At 31.3% G+C, this 16,970-nt stretch carries 13 protein-coding genes and 2 pseudogenes; 5 read left to right on the top strand and 10 right to left on the bottom strand.

All coding sequences use genetic code 11. From position 1 onward, the window contains the following. Positions 1–35: 35 nt before the first annotated feature. Positions 36–1,376: an FAD-dependent oxidoreductase gene (locus GCU34_RS12460; RefSeq protein WP_072781555.1), complete on the top strand. Its 1,341-nt coding sequence runs from the start codon at positions 36–38 to the stop codon at positions 1,374–1,376. An 80-nt stretch (positions 1,377–1,456) separates the two neighbouring features. Here GCU34_RS12460 and GCU34_RS12465 read toward each other — a convergent pair whose 3' ends face one another. Both GCU34_RS12465 and GCU34_RS12470 read right to left on the bottom strand, forming a co-directional pair. Beyond that, positions 1,457–1,819: a cupin domain-containing protein gene (locus GCU34_RS12465; protein ID WP_072781553.1), complete on the bottom strand. Its 363-nt coding sequence runs from the start codon at positions 1,817–1,819 to the stop codon at positions 1,457–1,459. Further along, positions 1,819–3,350: pseudogene (locus tag GCU34_RS12470) on the bottom strand (helicase HerA-like domain-containing protein). The gene GCU34_RS12465 and the pseudogene GCU34_RS12470 overlap by 1 nt, the downstream one beginning before the upstream one ends. Positions 3,351–3,479: 129 nt before the next feature. On the opposite strand from GCU34_RS12470, the gene GCU34_RS12475 reads away from it, so the two are divergent. Continuing rightward, positions 3,480–4,112, top strand: a complete 633-nt coding sequence (locus GCU34_RS12475) for a 7-carboxy-7-deazaguanine synthase QueE (RefSeq protein ID WP_072781549.1) — start codon at positions 3,480–3,482, stop codon at positions 4,110–4,112. 47 nt (positions 4,113–4,159) lie between these two features. Here GCU34_RS12475 and purT read toward each other — a convergent pair. The 3 genes and pseudogenes from purT to GCU34_RS12490 form a co-directional block, all read right to left on the bottom strand. Continuing rightward, positions 4,160–5,344: pseudogene (gene purT, locus GCU34_RS12480) on the bottom strand (formate-dependent phosphoribosylglycinamide formyltransferase); the annotation flags it as partial. Between the two features lie 193 nt (positions 5,345–5,537). Further along, positions 5,538–6,725 carry a pyridoxal phosphate-dependent aminotransferase gene (locus tag GCU34_RS12485; RefSeq protein ID WP_072781545.1) on the bottom strand — a complete coding sequence of 396 codons (1,188 nt, stop codon included), beginning with the start codon at positions 6,723–6,725 and terminating at the stop codon, positions 5,538–5,540. A 24-nt stretch (positions 6,726–6,749) separates the two neighbouring features. Continuing rightward, complete coding sequence (locus GCU34_RS12490; protein ID WP_072781543.1) at positions 6,750–7,844, bottom strand: fatty acid desaturase family protein; 1,095 nt, start codon at positions 7,842–7,844, stop codon at positions 6,750–6,752. Positions 7,845–7,952: 108 nt separating this feature from the next. Between GCU34_RS12490 and rsmG the strand changes: the two genes are divergently transcribed. After that, complete coding sequence (gene rsmG / locus GCU34_RS12495) at positions 7,953–8,585, top strand: 16S rRNA (guanine(527)-N(7))-methyltransferase RsmG (RefSeq protein ID WP_072781541.1); 633 nt, start codon at positions 7,953–7,955, stop codon at positions 8,583–8,585. Here the strand turns inward: rsmG and GCU34_RS12500 are convergent. The 5 genes from GCU34_RS12500 to GCU34_RS12520 all read right to left on the bottom strand — a co-directional run bounded on the left by GCU34_RS12500 (position 8,569) and on the right by GCU34_RS12520 (position 14,201). Continuing rightward, positions 8,569–9,594, bottom strand: a complete 1,026-nt coding sequence (locus tag GCU34_RS12500; protein WP_152378479.1) for a T9SS type A sorting domain-containing protein — start codon at positions 9,592–9,594, stop codon at positions 8,569–8,571. The two genes, rsmG and GCU34_RS12500, sit on opposite strands and share 17 nt — an antisense overlap. Positions 9,595–9,792: 198 nt before the next feature. Then, positions 9,793–11,418, bottom strand: coding sequence for an L-glutamate gamma-semialdehyde dehydrogenase (gene pruA, locus GCU34_RS12505; protein WP_072781536.1), 1,626 nt, complete (start codon positions 11,416–11,418; stop codon positions 9,793–9,795). 102 nt (positions 11,419–11,520) lie between these two features. Next, a complete protein-coding gene (gene apaG / locus GCU34_RS12510; protein ID WP_072781533.1) occupies positions 11,521–11,907 on the bottom strand; it encodes a Co2+/Mg2+ efflux protein ApaG in 387 nt (128 codons plus the stop codon). Then, on the bottom strand, positions 11,907–12,950 hold the full coding sequence (locus tag GCU34_RS12515; RefSeq protein WP_072781531.1) for a DUF3667 domain-containing protein: 1,044 nt from the start codon (positions 12,948–12,950) through the stop codon (positions 11,907–11,909). Before GCU34_RS12515 ends, apaG begins: the two co-directional genes overlap by 1 nt. After that, on the bottom strand, positions 12,951–14,201 hold the full coding sequence (locus tag GCU34_RS12520) for a type IX secretion system plug protein (protein WP_072781528.1): 1,251 nt from the start codon (positions 14,199–14,201) through the stop codon (positions 12,951–12,953). It lies immediately after the preceding gene. Between the two features lie 196 nt (positions 14,202–14,397). On the opposite strand from GCU34_RS12520, the gene GCU34_RS12525 reads away from it, so the two are divergent. After that, positions 14,398–15,744 carry a Na(+)-translocating NADH-quinone reductase subunit A gene (locus tag GCU34_RS12525; RefSeq protein ID WP_072781525.1) on the top strand — a complete coding sequence of 449 codons (1,347 nt, stop codon included), beginning with the start codon at positions 14,398–14,400 and terminating at the stop codon, positions 15,742–15,744. Positions 15,745–15,772: 28 nt separating this feature from the next. Next, positions 15,773–16,969 (top strand): NADH:ubiquinone reductase (Na(+)-transporting) subunit B, encoded by a 1,197-nt coding sequence (locus tag GCU34_RS12530; RefSeq protein ID WP_072781523.1) that lies wholly within the window; start codon positions 15,773–15,775, stop codon positions 16,967–16,969. Position 16,970: the final 1 nt, after the last annotated feature.

A 16,970-nucleotide genomic window follows, 5' to 3' on the forward strand; every position in this document is an offset into this window, starting at 1 on the left:
TAAATATTCAGTATTTTTGTGTAAATTAAATTAATATGCAAACTCCCAAAAAAATTGCAGTAGTAGGTGCTGGTTTGGTAGGTTCACTATTGGCAATTTATCTAAAAAGAGCAGGTCATATCGTGCACGTTTTTGATAGAAGTCCAGATATTAGAAATGTTCAGTTTTCAGGTCGTTCCATAAATTTAGTAATGTCGCAAAGAGGTTGGAAAGCTTTAGAACGATTAAACCTTCAACAAGAAATTCAAAAAATTGGTATTCCTGTAGATAAAAGAGCAATTCACATTGCAAATGAGGCTTTAAATTATCAGTTTTATGGTAAAGAAGGCGAGGCTATTTATTCACTTTCAAGAGGTGTTTTAAATAGAAAAATGATTGATTTAGCGGAAGCGGAAGGTGTTGAGTTTAAATTTGAACAAAAAATATGGGATGTTTCACTAGATTCAGCAACTTTACATCAAGGTGAAACGGAAAGAGGTGAGTGGTTCGATTTAGATTATGATATTGTTTTTGGTGCTGATGGTGCTTTTTCAAGAGTTCGTCATAGAATGCAACGTCAAAGTATGTTCAATTATTCTCAAGATTTCCTAAAAATTGGATATAAAGAACTTCACATTCCTGCAAACGAAGATGGTTCGCATAAACTAGATAAAAACTCTTTACATATTTGGCCTCGAGGCGAATTTATGTTAATGGCATTAGCAAATTTAGACGGAAGTTTTACGTGTACTTTATTTATGCCACATGAAGGTGAAAATTCATTCGAAGAAATTCAAAATGTTTCAGATTTAAATACCTTTTTCGATAAACATTTTCCAGATACAAAGGCAATTATGCCGAAACTAGAAGAAGATTTCTTTAAAAATCCAACAAGTTATTTAGTGACCATGAAGTGTTTCCCTTGGACTTATAAAGATAAAGTTGCTCTAATTGGTGATGCTTGTCATGCAATTGTGCCTTTTTATGGACATGGAATGAATGCTGGTTTTGAGGATATCACTATTTTGGTTGAAATGATTGAAAAATATGGTGATGATTGGGAAACTATTTTCGAATCTTACCAAAATTCTAGAAAACCAAATGCAGATGCTATTGCTGAATTGTCATATCGAAATTTTATGGAAATGAGTTCTAAAACAGCAGACATGAAGTTTCATTTGCAAAAGAAAATTGAAAAATGGTTTTCAGAAAAACATCCAGATAAATGGGTACCTCTTTATAGAAGAGTAACTTTTACGCATCAACCTTATGCTGAAGCTTTAGCTGAGGGCGATAAGCAAAATGCAATAATGCAAGAGATTTTAGCGATTGATAACATTGAAGAAATCTGGGAAACCGAACCTATAGAACATAGAATATTAGAATTATTAAAATAAAAGATTGTCATTCTGAATTAGTTTCAGCTTCTTTTTGTTTTATTTAAAGATTCTGAATCAAGTTCAGAATGACAAAAATATTATTCTTCCCTATTTACGTTTTCCATACTAAATGCTGGTGTGCAAATCGCAATATATTCGCATGGTTCCTCAAATGGATTTGAATATTGAACTCTTGTGTTTTTTTCAATTTTTATTGATTGCCCAGCTTCTAAAACAATAGTGTCTTCTTCAATAATAAATTGTTTTTTCCCTTTAATGATATAAGTGTATTCATCAAACTCTGGCGTTTGAAATGGTTCACTCCAATTAGGAGGTGCAATCATATGTGCAATTGAAATATTTTTATCATGAGTAGTAGCTAAGCCGAGATGTTCTTCAATTAATTTTCCATCATTTGTTGGTACAACAAATGGCGATTTTTGAACAATATACTTTTTCATTATTTCTTCATAATTTTTAAGAGTAATCCCATTGCTCCTCTAATAAAAGTTGCACTTGTAAAAATTCGAACCAAACTTTTTGTTAACGGAGATTGAGAAGTACTTGTGTTTTTTGTAGACTTTTTAGAAGTTTTTTCTTTTTCCTTTTTTCTATTTCTTTTTCGGCAATAACTTGAGCAGTGTCTATTTTTTTATTCAAGATTTCATAAGCACTTTCACGGTCAATTACTTCTTCGTATTTCTCGGCTAATTTAGATGTCTTGATACAATCTTCAATTTCATCTTGACTTAAAATATCCATTCTACTCATAGGCGCTCGCATCATTGTCGCCGCTAGTGGAGTTGGAATTCCTTTTTCATTTAAAGCTGTAACCAAAGCTTCGCCAATTCCAAGAGAAGTTAAGACTTCATCTGTCTTATAAAAATCAGATAACGGATAATTTTCAGCGGTCATTTTTATAGCTTTTCTATCATTAGCAGTAAATGCTCTTAATGCATGCTGAATTTTTAAACCTAATTGTGCTAAAACGCCACTTGGAACATCCGTAGGATTTTGAGTAATGAAATAAACCCCAATTCCTTTCGAACGAATTAATTTAATAATTGTTTCAATTTGGTCTAATAAAACTTTACTTGCATTATCAAAAATTAAATGTGCTTCATCAATAAATAGAACAAGTTCGGGTTGTTCGCTATCGCCTTTTTCAGGCATTGTGTTATAAATTTCAGCTAATAAACTTAACATAAATGTCGAAAACAACTTCGGTTTATCTTGAATGTCAGTTAGTCGAATGATATTAATATATCCGAAACCATTTTTGTCAATTCGCATTAAATCATCTATTTCAAAAGATTTTTCACCAAAAAACAAATCGGCATCTTGTTGTTCAAGTTCTATAACTTTTCTTAAAATAGTTCCTGTTGAAGCAGTCGAAATTCTACCATATTCAGCAGTAAACTCAGCTTTACCTTCTTCAGTTGCATACTGAATAACTTTTTTAAAATCTTTTAAATCTAAAAGAGGAATTTTATGATCATCGCAATATTTAAAAACAACTGATACAATACTGGCTTGAGTGTCAGTTAAATCTAAGATTCGTGATAATAAAACTGGACCAAATTCTGAAATAGTTGCTCTCAATCGAACTCCATTTTGCTCAGAAATACTCATTAATTCAACAGGAAAACCTTTTGTTTCATAAGGTAAACCAATTTTCTGATGACGTTCTGATATAAAAGGTTTTTCTTCTCCTGGTTTTGCAACTCCAGAAAAATCACCTTTAATATCCATCATTAAAACAGGAATCCCTTTTTGCGACAATTGTTCCGATAAAACTTGAATAGTTTTAGTTTTACCTGTTCCTGTTGCACCTGCAATAAGTCCGTGTCTATTTAATGTTTTTAAAGGAATATTTACTAAAATGTTTTGCATTACTTCGCTATCGAGTATTGCGCCACCAAGAGTTATAAAATCTCCTTTAAAAGAATATCCATCTATAATTTGTTTTGAAAAGTCTTCTTTTCTGCTCATTTAAGTTCTATTAAAATTCAAAAATACTTAATTTGAAAAGTAAAATCAATTTCTATAAATCAATATTTCTGAAATCTAAATCCTAAAATCTAATTTCTATATTGTAACTTTGCCCTCTAGATTAAAATTATGCTGAAAAAAGAAATTCAACTAGCTGTAGATAAGGGAGAAATGTTGCCTTTAATGGAAGAGTTTTATACAATTCAAGGAGAAGGTTATCATACAGGAACTGCGGCTTATTTTATAAGAATTGGTGGTTGCGATGTTGGGTGTCACTGGTGTGATGTTAAAGAAAGTTGGAATGCTGATTTACATCCGCCTACTTCAACCGAGCAAATTGTAGCCAATGCGAAGCAATATGCAGAAACTGTTGTTGTAACTGGTGGCGAACCATTAACTTGGGACATGGAAGTTTTAACGACTAGATTGAAAAATGCTGGTTTGCGAGTTCATATAGAAACTTCAGGTGCTTATAAAGTAACTGGAAATTGGGATTGGTTTTGTTTATCGCCTAAGAAAACAAAATTGCCCGTACAAGAGGCTTATGATATTGCTCACGAATTGAAAGTAATTATTTATAATAAACACGATTTTCAGTTTGCTGAAGAACAAGCGGCAAAAATTAATAAGAATGCTATTTTATTTTTACAACCCGAGTGGAGTAAAAAAGAAGAAATGACGCCGTTAATTATCGATTATGTTATGAAAAATCCGAAATGGAGAATTTCATTGCAAACACATAAATATTTGAATATACCATAATAAAAAAGCCGATTTTAAAATCGGCTTTTTTTATTTATAAAGTGTTTTTATTTGTTCACTTGTACTAATGAAGCAGCATCTTTTGCTTTTTCAACTACGTCTTTGACAGATGCATTTAAATTGTCATAAGTTAAAGCAACTCCCATTCTTCTGTATGGACGAGAAGTTGGTTTACCAAATAATCTAAAATCTGTTTTTGATAAAGCAGCAATTTTCTCAACTCCAGAAAAAGTTGGATTTTCTGAATGTTCCGATGCTAAAATAACAGCACTTGCACCCACTCTTTCTAAGGTGATTTCAGAAATTGGTAAGCCTAAAATAGCGCGTAAATGTAATTCAAACTCATTAAAATTTTGAGTCCCTGCTAATGTTACCATTCCAGTATCGTGCGGACGTGGTGATAATTCAGAAAAATAAACACCTTCATTTGTTAAAAAGAATTCGACACCAAAAATTCCAGCTCCGCCAAGTGCTTCAGTTACTTTTTTTGCCATTTCTTGGGCTTCAGCAATGTCTTTGTCTGAAACTTTTGCAGGTTGCCAACTTTCTTGGTAATCACCACGTTCTTGTCGGTGACCAATTGGCGGGCAAAATAATGTAGGTTGTCCATTTTTTTGAGTCACAGTTAACAAAGTAATTTCCGAATGAAAATTTACAAATGCTTCAACTATAACTTCAATAATATCACCTCTAGAACCTTCAACTGCATAATTCCAAGCTTTTTCAATATCGCTTTCCGTTTTAATGGTTGATTGTCCTTTTCCAGATGAACTCATTAAAGGCTTTACAACGCAAGGAATTCCTACTTCAGTAACCGCTTTTTCTAATTCTTCTTTAGTAGTAGCATATCTATAATTTGCAGTTCGTAGTCCTAAATCTTTAGCAGCTAAATCGCGAATTGCTTTTCTATTCATGGTAAAGTTTGCCGCTTTTGCAGATGGTACAACTGTAAAACCTTGTTTTTCGTAGTCATAAAAACGCTCTGTACGAATTGCTTCTATTTCTGGAACTATAAAATCTGGTTGATGTTTGGCAACTATTCTGTCAAGTTCAGTTCCATCAAGCATGTTAATTACTTCAAATTCATGAGCAACTTGCATGGCGGGTGCATTTTCATAACTATCTACTGCAATAACATATTGACCAATGCGTTGTGCAGCAATTACAAATTCTTTACCTAATTCTCCAGAACCTAATAATATTATTTTTTTCTCATGTGTTGTTAATTTAAGTCAAAGTTCGTTGTTCAAAATTGAATATTCAACATTTTTAAAACTTGAAATGTTGTTTAACGAATGTAGAATATTGAATAAGTATGCGTGAGGGATGGAAGTGGAGTACCATGTACAGCGAACAGCCCGACCCAGAATGGGGCACGCCCAAATTTTAATAAAAAAGCCCTAAGTTTCCTTAGGGCATATTTTGTTAAGCTAAAGCTTCCTTAATTCTTTTAATGGCTTCACGTAATAATTCTTCGCTCGTTGCATATGATAAACGAATACAGTTTGGATTTCCAAATGCATCACCTGTTACTGTTGCAACATTCGCCTCCGCTAGTATAAACATAGCAAAATCGTTAGCATCTTTAATTACTTGTCCTTTTACAGTTTTACCAAAATAAGAAGAAACATCTGGGAAGAAATAAAATGCACCTTCTGGCATATTTACTTTAAATCCCGGAATTTCGCTTAATAAATTATAAACTATATCTCTACGGTTAGCAAATGCTTCAACCATATATTTAATTGCTGAAGGATCTGCTTCTACAGCTGCTTTTGTAGCACGTTGAGCAATAGAGTTAGCACCGCTTGTTACTTGACCTTGAATTTTATTACAAGCTTTGGCAATAAATTCTGGAGCTCCCATGTATCCAATTCTCCATCCTGTCATAGCAAATGCTTTTGCAACACCATTTACGGTAATAGTTCTGTCTTCCATTCCAGGAATTGAACCAATACTACAATATGTTCCTACATAATTAATGTGTTCATAGATTTCATCTGAAACCACATAAATTTGAGGATATTTTTTTAAGACTTCTACTAAAGCTTCTAATTCAGCTTTACTATAAATCATACCTGATGGGTTACAAGGCGAACTGAACCACATCATTTTTGTTTTTGGTGTAATAGCTGCTTCTAATTGTGCAGCAGTCATTTTAAAATCACTTTCAATTGAAGTTGCAACTTCAACAGGAGTACCACCAGATAATTTTACAATTTCCGAATAACTTACCCAGTATGGTGCTGGTAAAATTACTTCATCACCATCATTTAACATTACTTGTGCAATGTTGTATAAAGATTGTTTTGCACCAGTAGATACAACAATTTGAGATGGAGTATAATTTAAATTGTTATCGCGCTTAAATTTTTTACAGATTGATTCTTTTAAATCTACATATCCATCAACTGGTGGATAAGCGCTCCAATTGTCATCAATTGCTTGTTTTGCAGCTTCTTTAATAAAATCAGGAGTGTTAAAATCAGGTTCTCCTAAGCTTAGACTGATAATGTCTTTTCCTTGTGCTTTAAGCTCTCTTGCTAAAGCTGCCATAGCCAATGTTTGTGATACGGCTAAATTGTTAATTCTCTCAGATAATACAGAATTCATAGTTGTGTTGAAAACTTATAATAATTATGCTAATTGAGGATTTTTCCCCAGTTCTTTTAAATGTTTAAAATGCGAAGCAATAGCTTGGCGAGTTGTTTTGAATTCGTAATAAGGTAATTCAAACTCTTTTGCAGTTTGTTTTACAATTTCACCAATTTTAGAATAATGAATGTGACTAATATTTGGGAAAATATGATGTTCAATTTGATGGTTTAAACCTCCAGTATACCAATTCATCAACCAATTTTTAGGCGCAAAGTTGGCTGTTGTAAATAATTGATGAATAGCCCAAGTGTTTTCTATTTCATTACTTTCATTAGGAACAGGATTGCTTGTGTCTTCTACTACATGCGCTAATTGGAACACAACACTTAAAATTAATCCAGCTGTATAGTGCATTACTAAGAAACCTAAAAGTACTTTCCACCATATAATACCAAAGGCAATAGGTAAAACAATCCATATTGTAAAGTAAATAACTTTAGTAATAACTAAGGTCGTCCATTGAATAGATGGTTTTTTAAATTCACCATACGATAATTTTCTTCTTAAGTAGCGTTTCATTTGAAGAAAATCAGTAGTAATTGCCCAGTTGAAAGTTAGTAATCCGTATAAAAAAACTGAGTAATAATGTTGAAATTTGTGAAAACGATACCATTTTGCATTAGGAGAAAAACGTATAATTTTTCCAGCATCTAAGTCTTCATCATGTCCAATAATATTGGTGTAAGTGTGATGTAATACATTGTGTTGTACTTGCCAATTGTAAACATTTCCTGCTAGTATGTAAATACTACCTCCCATTATTTTATTTACCCAATTCTTGGTTGAATAAGCACCATGATTACCATCGTGCATTACGTTCATTCCTACACCAGCCATTCCTATTCCAATAATTATATTTAAAACTAAATATGTCCAAAAGGGCATATCCATTGCTATAAGGAAAAAATAAGGTGTTAAAAAGATGGCAAACATTACAAAAGTTTTTAGATGTAATTGCCAATTTCCAGTTTTCTTAATGTTGTTTTCTTTAAAATAATCGTTTACACGTTTGTTTAAGGTTCTGAAAAACTTAAGATTATCTGTTTTAGAAAATATAGGGGTCGTGTTATCCATAATAGAAGTATTCAAATTTTGCCAAAGATAAATATTATAATTATCTCTTAAACGAGAATTGCGATATTTTATGATTGAAAAATAGTATTTTTGTGAAAATTTTATTTTATGGAGGAAATCTTAAAACAATTCCCTAATTTATCTGAAAATCAGATTCATCAGTTTCAAAAGTTACAGTCGGTTTACGAAGAATGGAATGCAAAAATTAATGTAATTTCAAGAAAAGACATCGATGAATTATATACAAGACATGTTTTACATTCGTTAGGAATTGCAAAAATTATACAATTTGAACCAGGAATGAAAATTATGGATGTAGGAACTGGTGGTGGTTTTCCTGGGATTCCATTGGCAATTTTATTTCCTGAAGTAAATTTTTATTTGATTGATGTAATTGCAAAAAAAATAAAAGTAGTTAATGAAGTCGTAAATGCTTTAGGACTAAAAAATGTAAAAGCCGAACAAAAAAGAGCCGAATTGGTTAAAGAAGAATTTGATTTTGTAGTAAGTAGAGCTGTTACAAATATGCCCGATTTTGTTAAATGGGTAAAAGATAAAACCAAGAAAGATTCAAAACATCCAGATTTTAAAAACGGAATTTTCTACTTAAAAGGAGGTGACTTAACAGAAGAATTATCTATTTATAAAAATGTACAATTGTATAATTTATCTGATTTTTTTAAAGATGAGTTTTTTGAAACCAAAAAAGTAGTCTATTTGCCAGTTAAATATAAAAAATAAAAAAAGCCCTTTTAAAAGGGCTTTTTTTATTTTTGAATAATTTATAATTGTATATTTTTTTATTGCTATTTATTTTTAACAAATAAGTACCACTAGTAAAACCACTCAAATCTAAATTATAGATGTCTAAATTATTTAGTTTTGAAATATAAACCTTTTGACCTAATAAATTATACACTTCAATTGTCGCATTTTCTAAAGTAGTAGTAAAACTTAGTGTAAAAATACCATTTGAAGGATTAGGTGCTATTGTAATGTTGTTTGTAGTAAAACTTTCATTACTCATAGCGCAATTATCTGTAACAATTACATTGGTTAACCCGCAACTGTTGTACAAATAATCTTCCATAGCGGCTTGCTCAAAACTATCGACGCATACATAGGTTAAATTAGGTGTATTATCCCAGCAACTGTTATAAATAGTATTAGAGGCCACATGTGGGTACCCATTATTTATTTTTACAGTTACCATATTGATATTGTTATTACAAGCTAATCTTCTAAAAACAGGGTTGTTAGAAAAATCTAACTCGGTTACATCTAAATAACTACAAATACAAGTATCTAAAGCTGGTAAACTCGAAAAATTTACACTCGTTAATGGGTTACCCCCACAATTTATAAAATAAAATTGGGTTAAACCAGTTACATTTAGTTTTTGTAATTGATTATTGTTAACACCTAGCGTTTGTAAATTGGGTGAATGTGTAAAATCAGCATGGATAATTTGATTAGAACTAAGACCACAATACATTAAATTTACAAAATATTCAATACCAGTCACATCGGTTACATTTCCTGGTGGAAGAGAAATAGTATAAATAGCCTCGGCTTCGCGTATATCTATTTCACCATTATCGTTAGCATCAATTTTAATTCCTCCACAAATAGGGTTTGAAGTCGAAGATTGTAGCAGAACGGCTTTAAAAACAGGGTCAGGAAAATTAATAATTTGAGCATTACTATAACAACTTAGTAAAAAAACTATTAAAAAAATAAATTTTTTCATAGTGTAATTTTTTTCATAAATAACAGGTTAATTTATTATGCATGCATAATATATTCGCAATATAATTTATGAAAAAAAATATTATTAGAAATTTTTTAAGTAAAAATCGATAAAATGCTAAAAATTATCGATTAAATTAATAAAAAAGCAGAGTTGAAATTTTTCAACTCTGCTTTTTAAATAAGTATATTTTTTTATTTACCCTAAAAATGGATAACGATAATCTTCAGGAGTTACAAAAGTTTCTTTTATTGTACGTGGAGAAACCCAACGTAATAAATTTAACATAGATCCAGCTTTATCGTTTGTTCCAGAAGCTCTAGCACCTCCAAAAGGTTGGTTTCCGACAACAGCACCCGTTGGTTTATCGTTTACATAGAAATTACCAGCACTATTTTCCAGTGCAATTGTAGCTTCTTCGATAGCATATCTATCTGTACTGAAAACCGCACCTGTTAAGGCATATTCAGATGTAGTGTCAATTAATTCTAAAGTTTCGTTCCATTTAGAATCTTCGTAAACATAAATAGTTACAACTGGACCGAAAAGTTCAGTTTCCATTGTTTTGTATTTAGGATTTGTAGTAACAATTACTGTAGGTTCAATGAACCAGCCTTTAGATTTGTCGTAACCTCCACCTAAAATAATTTCTGCATCAGCATCTTGTTTAGCCTGATCAATATATGAAGCTAACTTATTGAATGAACCTTCATGAATTACAGCCGTAAAGAAATTAGACATATCTTCAGGAGAACCCATTTTCATTGAGTTAACATCAGTTTCTAATTGTGCTTTAACAGCTGGCCATAAACTACTTGGGATGTAAACACGAGAAGCAGCACTACATTTTTGGCCTTGGAATTCAAATGCTCCACGTACAATTCCTGTAACTACTTGCTTAACATTTGCAGATGGATGTGCTAAGATAAAATCTTTTCCTCCAGTTTCTCCAACAATTCTTGGATAGGTTTTGTAATTATGAATGTTAGTTCCAATTTTTGCCCATAAATCTTTGAATACATGAGTGGATCCTGTAAAATGTAAACCAGCAAAATCAGGACTAGCTAGTAAAGTATCAGTAACCATAACAGGATCACCATAAATTACATTAATAACACCATCAGGTAAACCTGCTTCTTTGAAAATGTCGATAATAACTTTTGCTGAGAAAATTTGACTATCACTTGGTTTCCAAACAACTACATTGCCCATCATGGCTGCACTTGAAGGTAAGTTTGCAGCAATTGCAGTAAAGTTGAATGGAGTAATTGCATATATAAATCCTTCTAAAGGTCTATGCTCAAGTCTGTTCCAAACAGAAGAATCTGAAACTGGTTGGTCGTTATAAATTTGCGACATATATTCTACGTTGAAACGTAAAAAGTCAATTAATTCACATGCGGCATCAATTTCTGCTTGGTGAATTGTTTTAGATTGTGCTATCATTGTTGCAGCATTAATCTTAGCGCGGTAAGGACCAGCTATTAACTCTGCAGCTTTTAAGAAAATTGCAGCACGATTTTCCCATGTCATTTTAGACCATTTTTTTCTTGCTTCTAAAGCTGTAGCAATAGCCTTTTCAACATGAGATTTCTCAGCTAAATGGTATTTTCCAACAATATGTTGGTGGTCATGTGGAGCCGACATGTTTTGAGTGTTGCCAGTTCTTATTTCTTCGCTACCTATATATAGAGGTACATCAATTTGTTCGTTCCACATTTTGCGGTATGCAGCTAACACTTGTTCTCTTTCAGGAGTTCCAGGAGCGTATGACTTTACAGGTTCGTTTACCGCTTTTGGAACATTAAAAAATCCTTTAGACATAATATTGTTAATTAAGAATTATATAATTTTAATGTACAAATTTACTAAAAAAATATAGTTTTTTTAGTAATAAAAGTAACTGAGTAAATTTTTGTAAGAAAACTAATTAAGTGCAAAAGGAGCGCTTAATTTAAATGTTGGAATTACAACTTGAAAACTTTTTGTTGAAGTAAAATTAATCATGTCGTAATGACCTTTCATCGCTCCAATAGGAGATGCTAACAAACACCCTGAATTATAGATGTGCTTTTCACCTGGCTTGATTACTGGTTTTTTTCCAACAACACCTTCGCCATCAACAATCTCTATATTGTTTAGTGCATCGTAAATTTCCCAATGTCTTGAGGTTAATTGAACAGAATCTTTACTCTGATTCTCAATTGTGATTTGGTAACTAAAAGCATAGTGAATCTTGTAGTTTTTGAAGTAAGTACCTTCAAAACTAGTAGAAACAGAAATCTTTATGCCTTTTGTAATTTGTGTTACCATTATTTTATCATTACGCCGAATACAAATGCAATAAACGTTACGAAAAGAAAAGCTATTGCGAACAACGGATGTAAAATTAATAATTTAAATATTGTAATCCAACGACTAAACTGATAAAAATTTCTTAAAGAACGGTATAAATAGTATGGAAAAATTACCAAAAAGCACAAAAAAATCAGAATACCTGATAAATACTCGCTAAAAATTCCAATGATATTGAAAAGTATAAAACAGATGAAAATAAAGGTATAGAAGGAATAAACGAATATTAAATGTTCGGTATAATTGAGGTCTTTTTTGTAAAATACCAACCAAAAGATTATGGTTATAAATGGTAAAGAAAGAAAGATTAAAAAAGGTAATTTTTCGTAGAAATAATCTAAAATTTCTTTTTCAATTTCATTAGATTTAAAGGTTTTGGCTTTTAAGTATAAAAATTTATTTAATCTATTTTTTTGGAATTTAAGTGTTTCTAAAGCTTTTTCACTTGTAAGGTTTGGGTTTTTATTATAAAAATTCTTAAAACTTAGTATTTTGTATTTTATTAACTTAAAAGAATTTTGACAATTTTCTTCTAATTTTTTTTCATTGTAGATAGAATCGGTGTGTAAATCTTTAAGTTTTTTTATTTCTGTTTTTTTAAGAAAAGTTGTTTCACAAATTATACTGTCTTTTTTTGTTTCTAAACTAAAATCGTCATTTTTATTTTCATTATGATTGATTTCTGTCAATGAAAAACTCAAAAACAATAAAATTGAAACGCTTAAAAATAATCTAAACGGATTTGCAAAATTTGTTCTTTCTCCATTGTTAAATCTTTTTGCTAAAATTCCAGGTTTTGTAAAAATAGAAATGATTGAGTTTCTTAACTTAGAATCATAAGCATAAAAATTGGCAAAAAACTCTTCAATAAAATCGGAAAGTGTAATTTTTTTAGTTGAATTTAATTGGCCACAATAATGACAATATTTTTCGCTAAAATCAAGAGGTGTTTTACAATTTAAGCATTCGGTTCCTCTGTATTTAGAATCTTTTCTTCCCATTTAGTTGCGAATAAGTTCACTATTTATACTTGCTCTGCCAATCACTCTGTCATAGCGATCATTGTTGCCTCTGTAATAAACTAATGTTGTATAGATGTTTTCAGTTTGGTAAAAATTACCATCAATAGCTTCTTTAAAATCTATAGCTCCATTTTTATCAGCAATAACATATTGATAGTTGTTATAACCCTGTTTTGCTAAGATTGCTTTTTCGTAAATTCCTTTTTCTTTATTGTAATCTAATTTGTATTCATCTGTTTTGGCATAACCATTAAACATTCCGTTTACATAAATATTTTTGTCAGAAAAAAAGTCGGGAGCTTCAAGTGAAAAATACACCCAAGTATAATCAGATTCTATTTCACTGTTATCTACAGCTGATACATTTTTTACGTAAAAATTTCCATTAAAATCGGGAAAATATGTGTACACTTTGTTTTTTCTAGCTGCATTTAAATATAGATGCGAGTTGTAAATATCGCCTGCTGTTACTTGAGCTACCGTGTTGTTTGTAATTCTAATATTTGATGTGTCAAATATGTAAAATTCATTTCCGGCCCAAAATTGAGTTTCTTTATTATATCTGTAAATTAATTCGGAACCAATGGTGTACTGTGGTTTAATGTTGAATATAGCAGTATTCCAATTGCCATTTTGAAAAATGGCAACTTTTACATTTTGTTTTGGGTTTTGCAAAATGTTTTCTCCATAATTAATTGTCAATTCAACGTTTTGTTTTTCATTTATCGATTCAAAATCACGAGCTCTTCTTATTTTCATACTAACACCTAATAGGTCTTCATATATGACAAACTTTTTTGAAAAAATAATTTCTTGCTCATCATTGAAAATTTTTAGCATGTAGTTACCGCTTTTGGTAATTCTATTGAATTTATTTGGAAAAACTTGCTTGTAATGCGAGTAAGGTTGTAATGTATTGTATGAATTTTGATAAGTCATAATTCTTTGATTGTCCATCCCTTGTAAATACTCGACTTTTGAAAGGTTGGTTGGTGTCCAATCGTAGTTATATTGTGTAATAGTGTAGTAATAATCAGCTTCATTAGCATATAAATCATCAAACTGAATTTCGAAACTTTCGCCTATTTGAAAAAATGGAAAAACACTATTTCCTTCCTGAAAAAAGGCAACAGTTTTTATGTTGAATGGAGGTGAAATTTCTTTTTCAATTTGTGCATTTATTGCAAAAAAAGTGAATACTAAAAATGTTGTGACAATTTTTTTAAACATGCTATAAAGTAATGTGTTTGTGTAAAAGTAAGAAATCTTAAAAAGATTTGACAAAAATTATGCTCAAGTCTGTAAAATTATCAATTTAGAATGAGTATAAATAATAAAATTAGCTTCTTATATTTTTGGTAACCATTGACCTAATTATTTACATTTGTACGTTTTAAAAATTAGTACTAACCATATCTTCAATAACATGTCAAAAGACATTCGAATTAAAAAGGGTTTAGACCTTAAGTTGAAGGGTGAGGCAGCTCATGAAATAGCTACAGTAACCCGCTCGAAAGTCTATGCAATTAAGCCTTCCGATTTTCATGGTATTACACCTAAAATGGTGGTTAAAGAAGGTGCTACAGTTAAAGCCGGAGATGTTATTTTTTATTCAAAAAGTGACGAAGCGGTTAAATTTGTTTCTCCTGTAAGCGGAACTATTCAAGAAATTGTTCGTGGAGAAAAAAGAGTTATTCAAGCAATAAAAATTGTTGCTGATTCTCAAGATGTAGCAGTAGAGCATAGTAAAAAGAATCCAAAAGATTTATCAGAAAAAGAAGTAAAAGAACAATTGTTAGCTTCTGGTTGTTGGCCATTCATCAAGCAACGTCCTTATGACGTAATTGCAAATTCGGCTGATACTCCAAAAGCTATTTTTGTATCCGGCATTAACTCAGCTCCATTAGCAGGTGATTTAAATTATGTTTTAGCGGATAAAAAAGAAGCTTTACAAGCTGGTTTTGAGGCGTTAAAAAAATTGACTGCAGGAAAAGTTCATGTAACTGTTGATGCAAAATCAAGCTTTCTTCCTTCTGTAGATGGAGTAGTTGTTCATAAAGGTGCAGGAAAACATCCAGTAGGATTAGTTTCTACACAAATTGCGGCTATTGATCCATTAAACAAAGGAGAGCGTGTTTGGGTTGTTCAAATAGAAGATGTTGTTACTATTGGAGAATTATTCTTAAATGGTAAAGTTAATTTTGAAAAAACAGTAGCTTTAACAGGTACAGGTTTCGAAAAACCATCTTATGTAAAAGTAATTTCAGGTGCTCAAATGAGTGATGTTGTTGCTGGAAATTTAAAAGATGGAAACTATAGAGTTATCAGTGGAAATGTTTTAACAGGAGATAAAAAATCAAGCGAAGATTTCTTAGGTTTTTATCACCACCAAGTTACTGCAATTCCTGAAGGAAATGACTATGATTTCTTTGGTTGGAATTTACCACGTCCAAACAAGTTTAGTGTTTACAGAGCAGGAATGTTCTCTTTTTTAACGCCAAACAAGAAATATGATTTGAATACAAATACAAATGGAGAACATAGAGGATTTGTATTAACTGGTGAATATGAAAAAGTTTGTCCTTTAGATATTTATCCAATGCAGCTATTAAAAGCAATTTTAGTTAAAGATCTAGACCAAATGGAAGCTTTAGGGATTTATGAAGTAGCTCCTGAAGATTTTGCTTTAACTGAATTTGTTGATGTTTCTAAACAAGATCATCAAAGAATAGTGAGACAAGGTTTAGATTTAATGATTAAAGAAGTAGGTTAATCTCTAAAGAAATTTAATATCACTAAAAATGAGTTTAAAACAAAATTTACATAATTTAAAAGAAAAGTACAGAGGTACTAAGTTTGAACAATCGTTCAATGCTTTGCATACTTTTCTTTATATGCCTAACATAACTACGCATTCAGGTGCGCATGTTAGAGATGCAGCCGATTTAAAGCGTGTAATGAACACGGTTATTATGGCTATGGTTCCAGTATTACTTTTTGGTATGTTCAATGCTGGTTATCAAATGAACGGACAAATCAATGGTTTTGAAAATACAGCTTTCTTAAGTTTAGATAATTTCATCGTTGGTTTACAAAAAATTCTTCCTTTATTAATCGTTTCTTATGGTGTTGGTTTAGGTATCGAATTTATTTTCGCTACAGTAAAAAAACACGAAGTAGAAGAAGGATACTTAGTAACTGGTATGTTAGTTCCTCTTGTTGTGCCAATTGATTTACCTTTATGGATGTTAGCTGTTGCAGTTGCATTTGGTGTAATCATAGGTAAAGAATTATTCGGTGGTACAGGTATGAACGTACTTAATCCAGCGTTAACAATTCGTGCATTCTTATTCTTCAACTGGGCAGCTTGGATGTCTGGAGATAAAGTTTGGGTTCACGGAGCTGTTGATGGAGTAATGAAAGCTAATGGTGTTGACGCTATTTCAGGTGAAACTATTTTAGGTCAATTAGCTCAAAATAAAGAATTACATCATTCGGCTTACGATATGTTCATGGGATTCATCCCAGGTTCAGTTGGTGAAACTTCTACAGCATTAATCTTGGTGGGTGCATTATTGTTAATCTTATCAGGAATTGGAAGTGCTCGTATTATGATTTCAGCTGTTGTAGGTGCTGCTGTAATGGGATTAATCTTTAACGGATTAGTAGATTCAGGAGTAATTTTAGAAGGAACTAAATTCTATAGCTTAATGCATTTCCCTTGGTACCAACATTTATTAGTTGGTGGTATTGCTTTTGGTATTGTGTACATGGCTACAGATCCAGTTACGGCTTCTCAAACTAATGTTGGTAAAATTGTTTACGGTTTCTTAATTGGATTGTTCTCAATTTTAATTAGAGTTTTCAATCCAGCTTATCCAGAAGGAGTAATGATGGCAATCTTATTAATGAACGTATTTGCTCCAACTATCGATCATTACGTAGTTCAAGCAAACGTGAAGAGAAGAATGAAACGTTTAAAACTTAAAACTGCTTAAT

Origin of the sequence: Flavobacterium haoranii (assembly GCF_009363055.1) — a bacterium.
Taxonomy (GTDB): domain Bacteria; phylum Bacteroidota; class Bacteroidia; order Flavobacteriales; family Flavobacteriaceae; genus Flavobacterium; species Flavobacterium haoranii.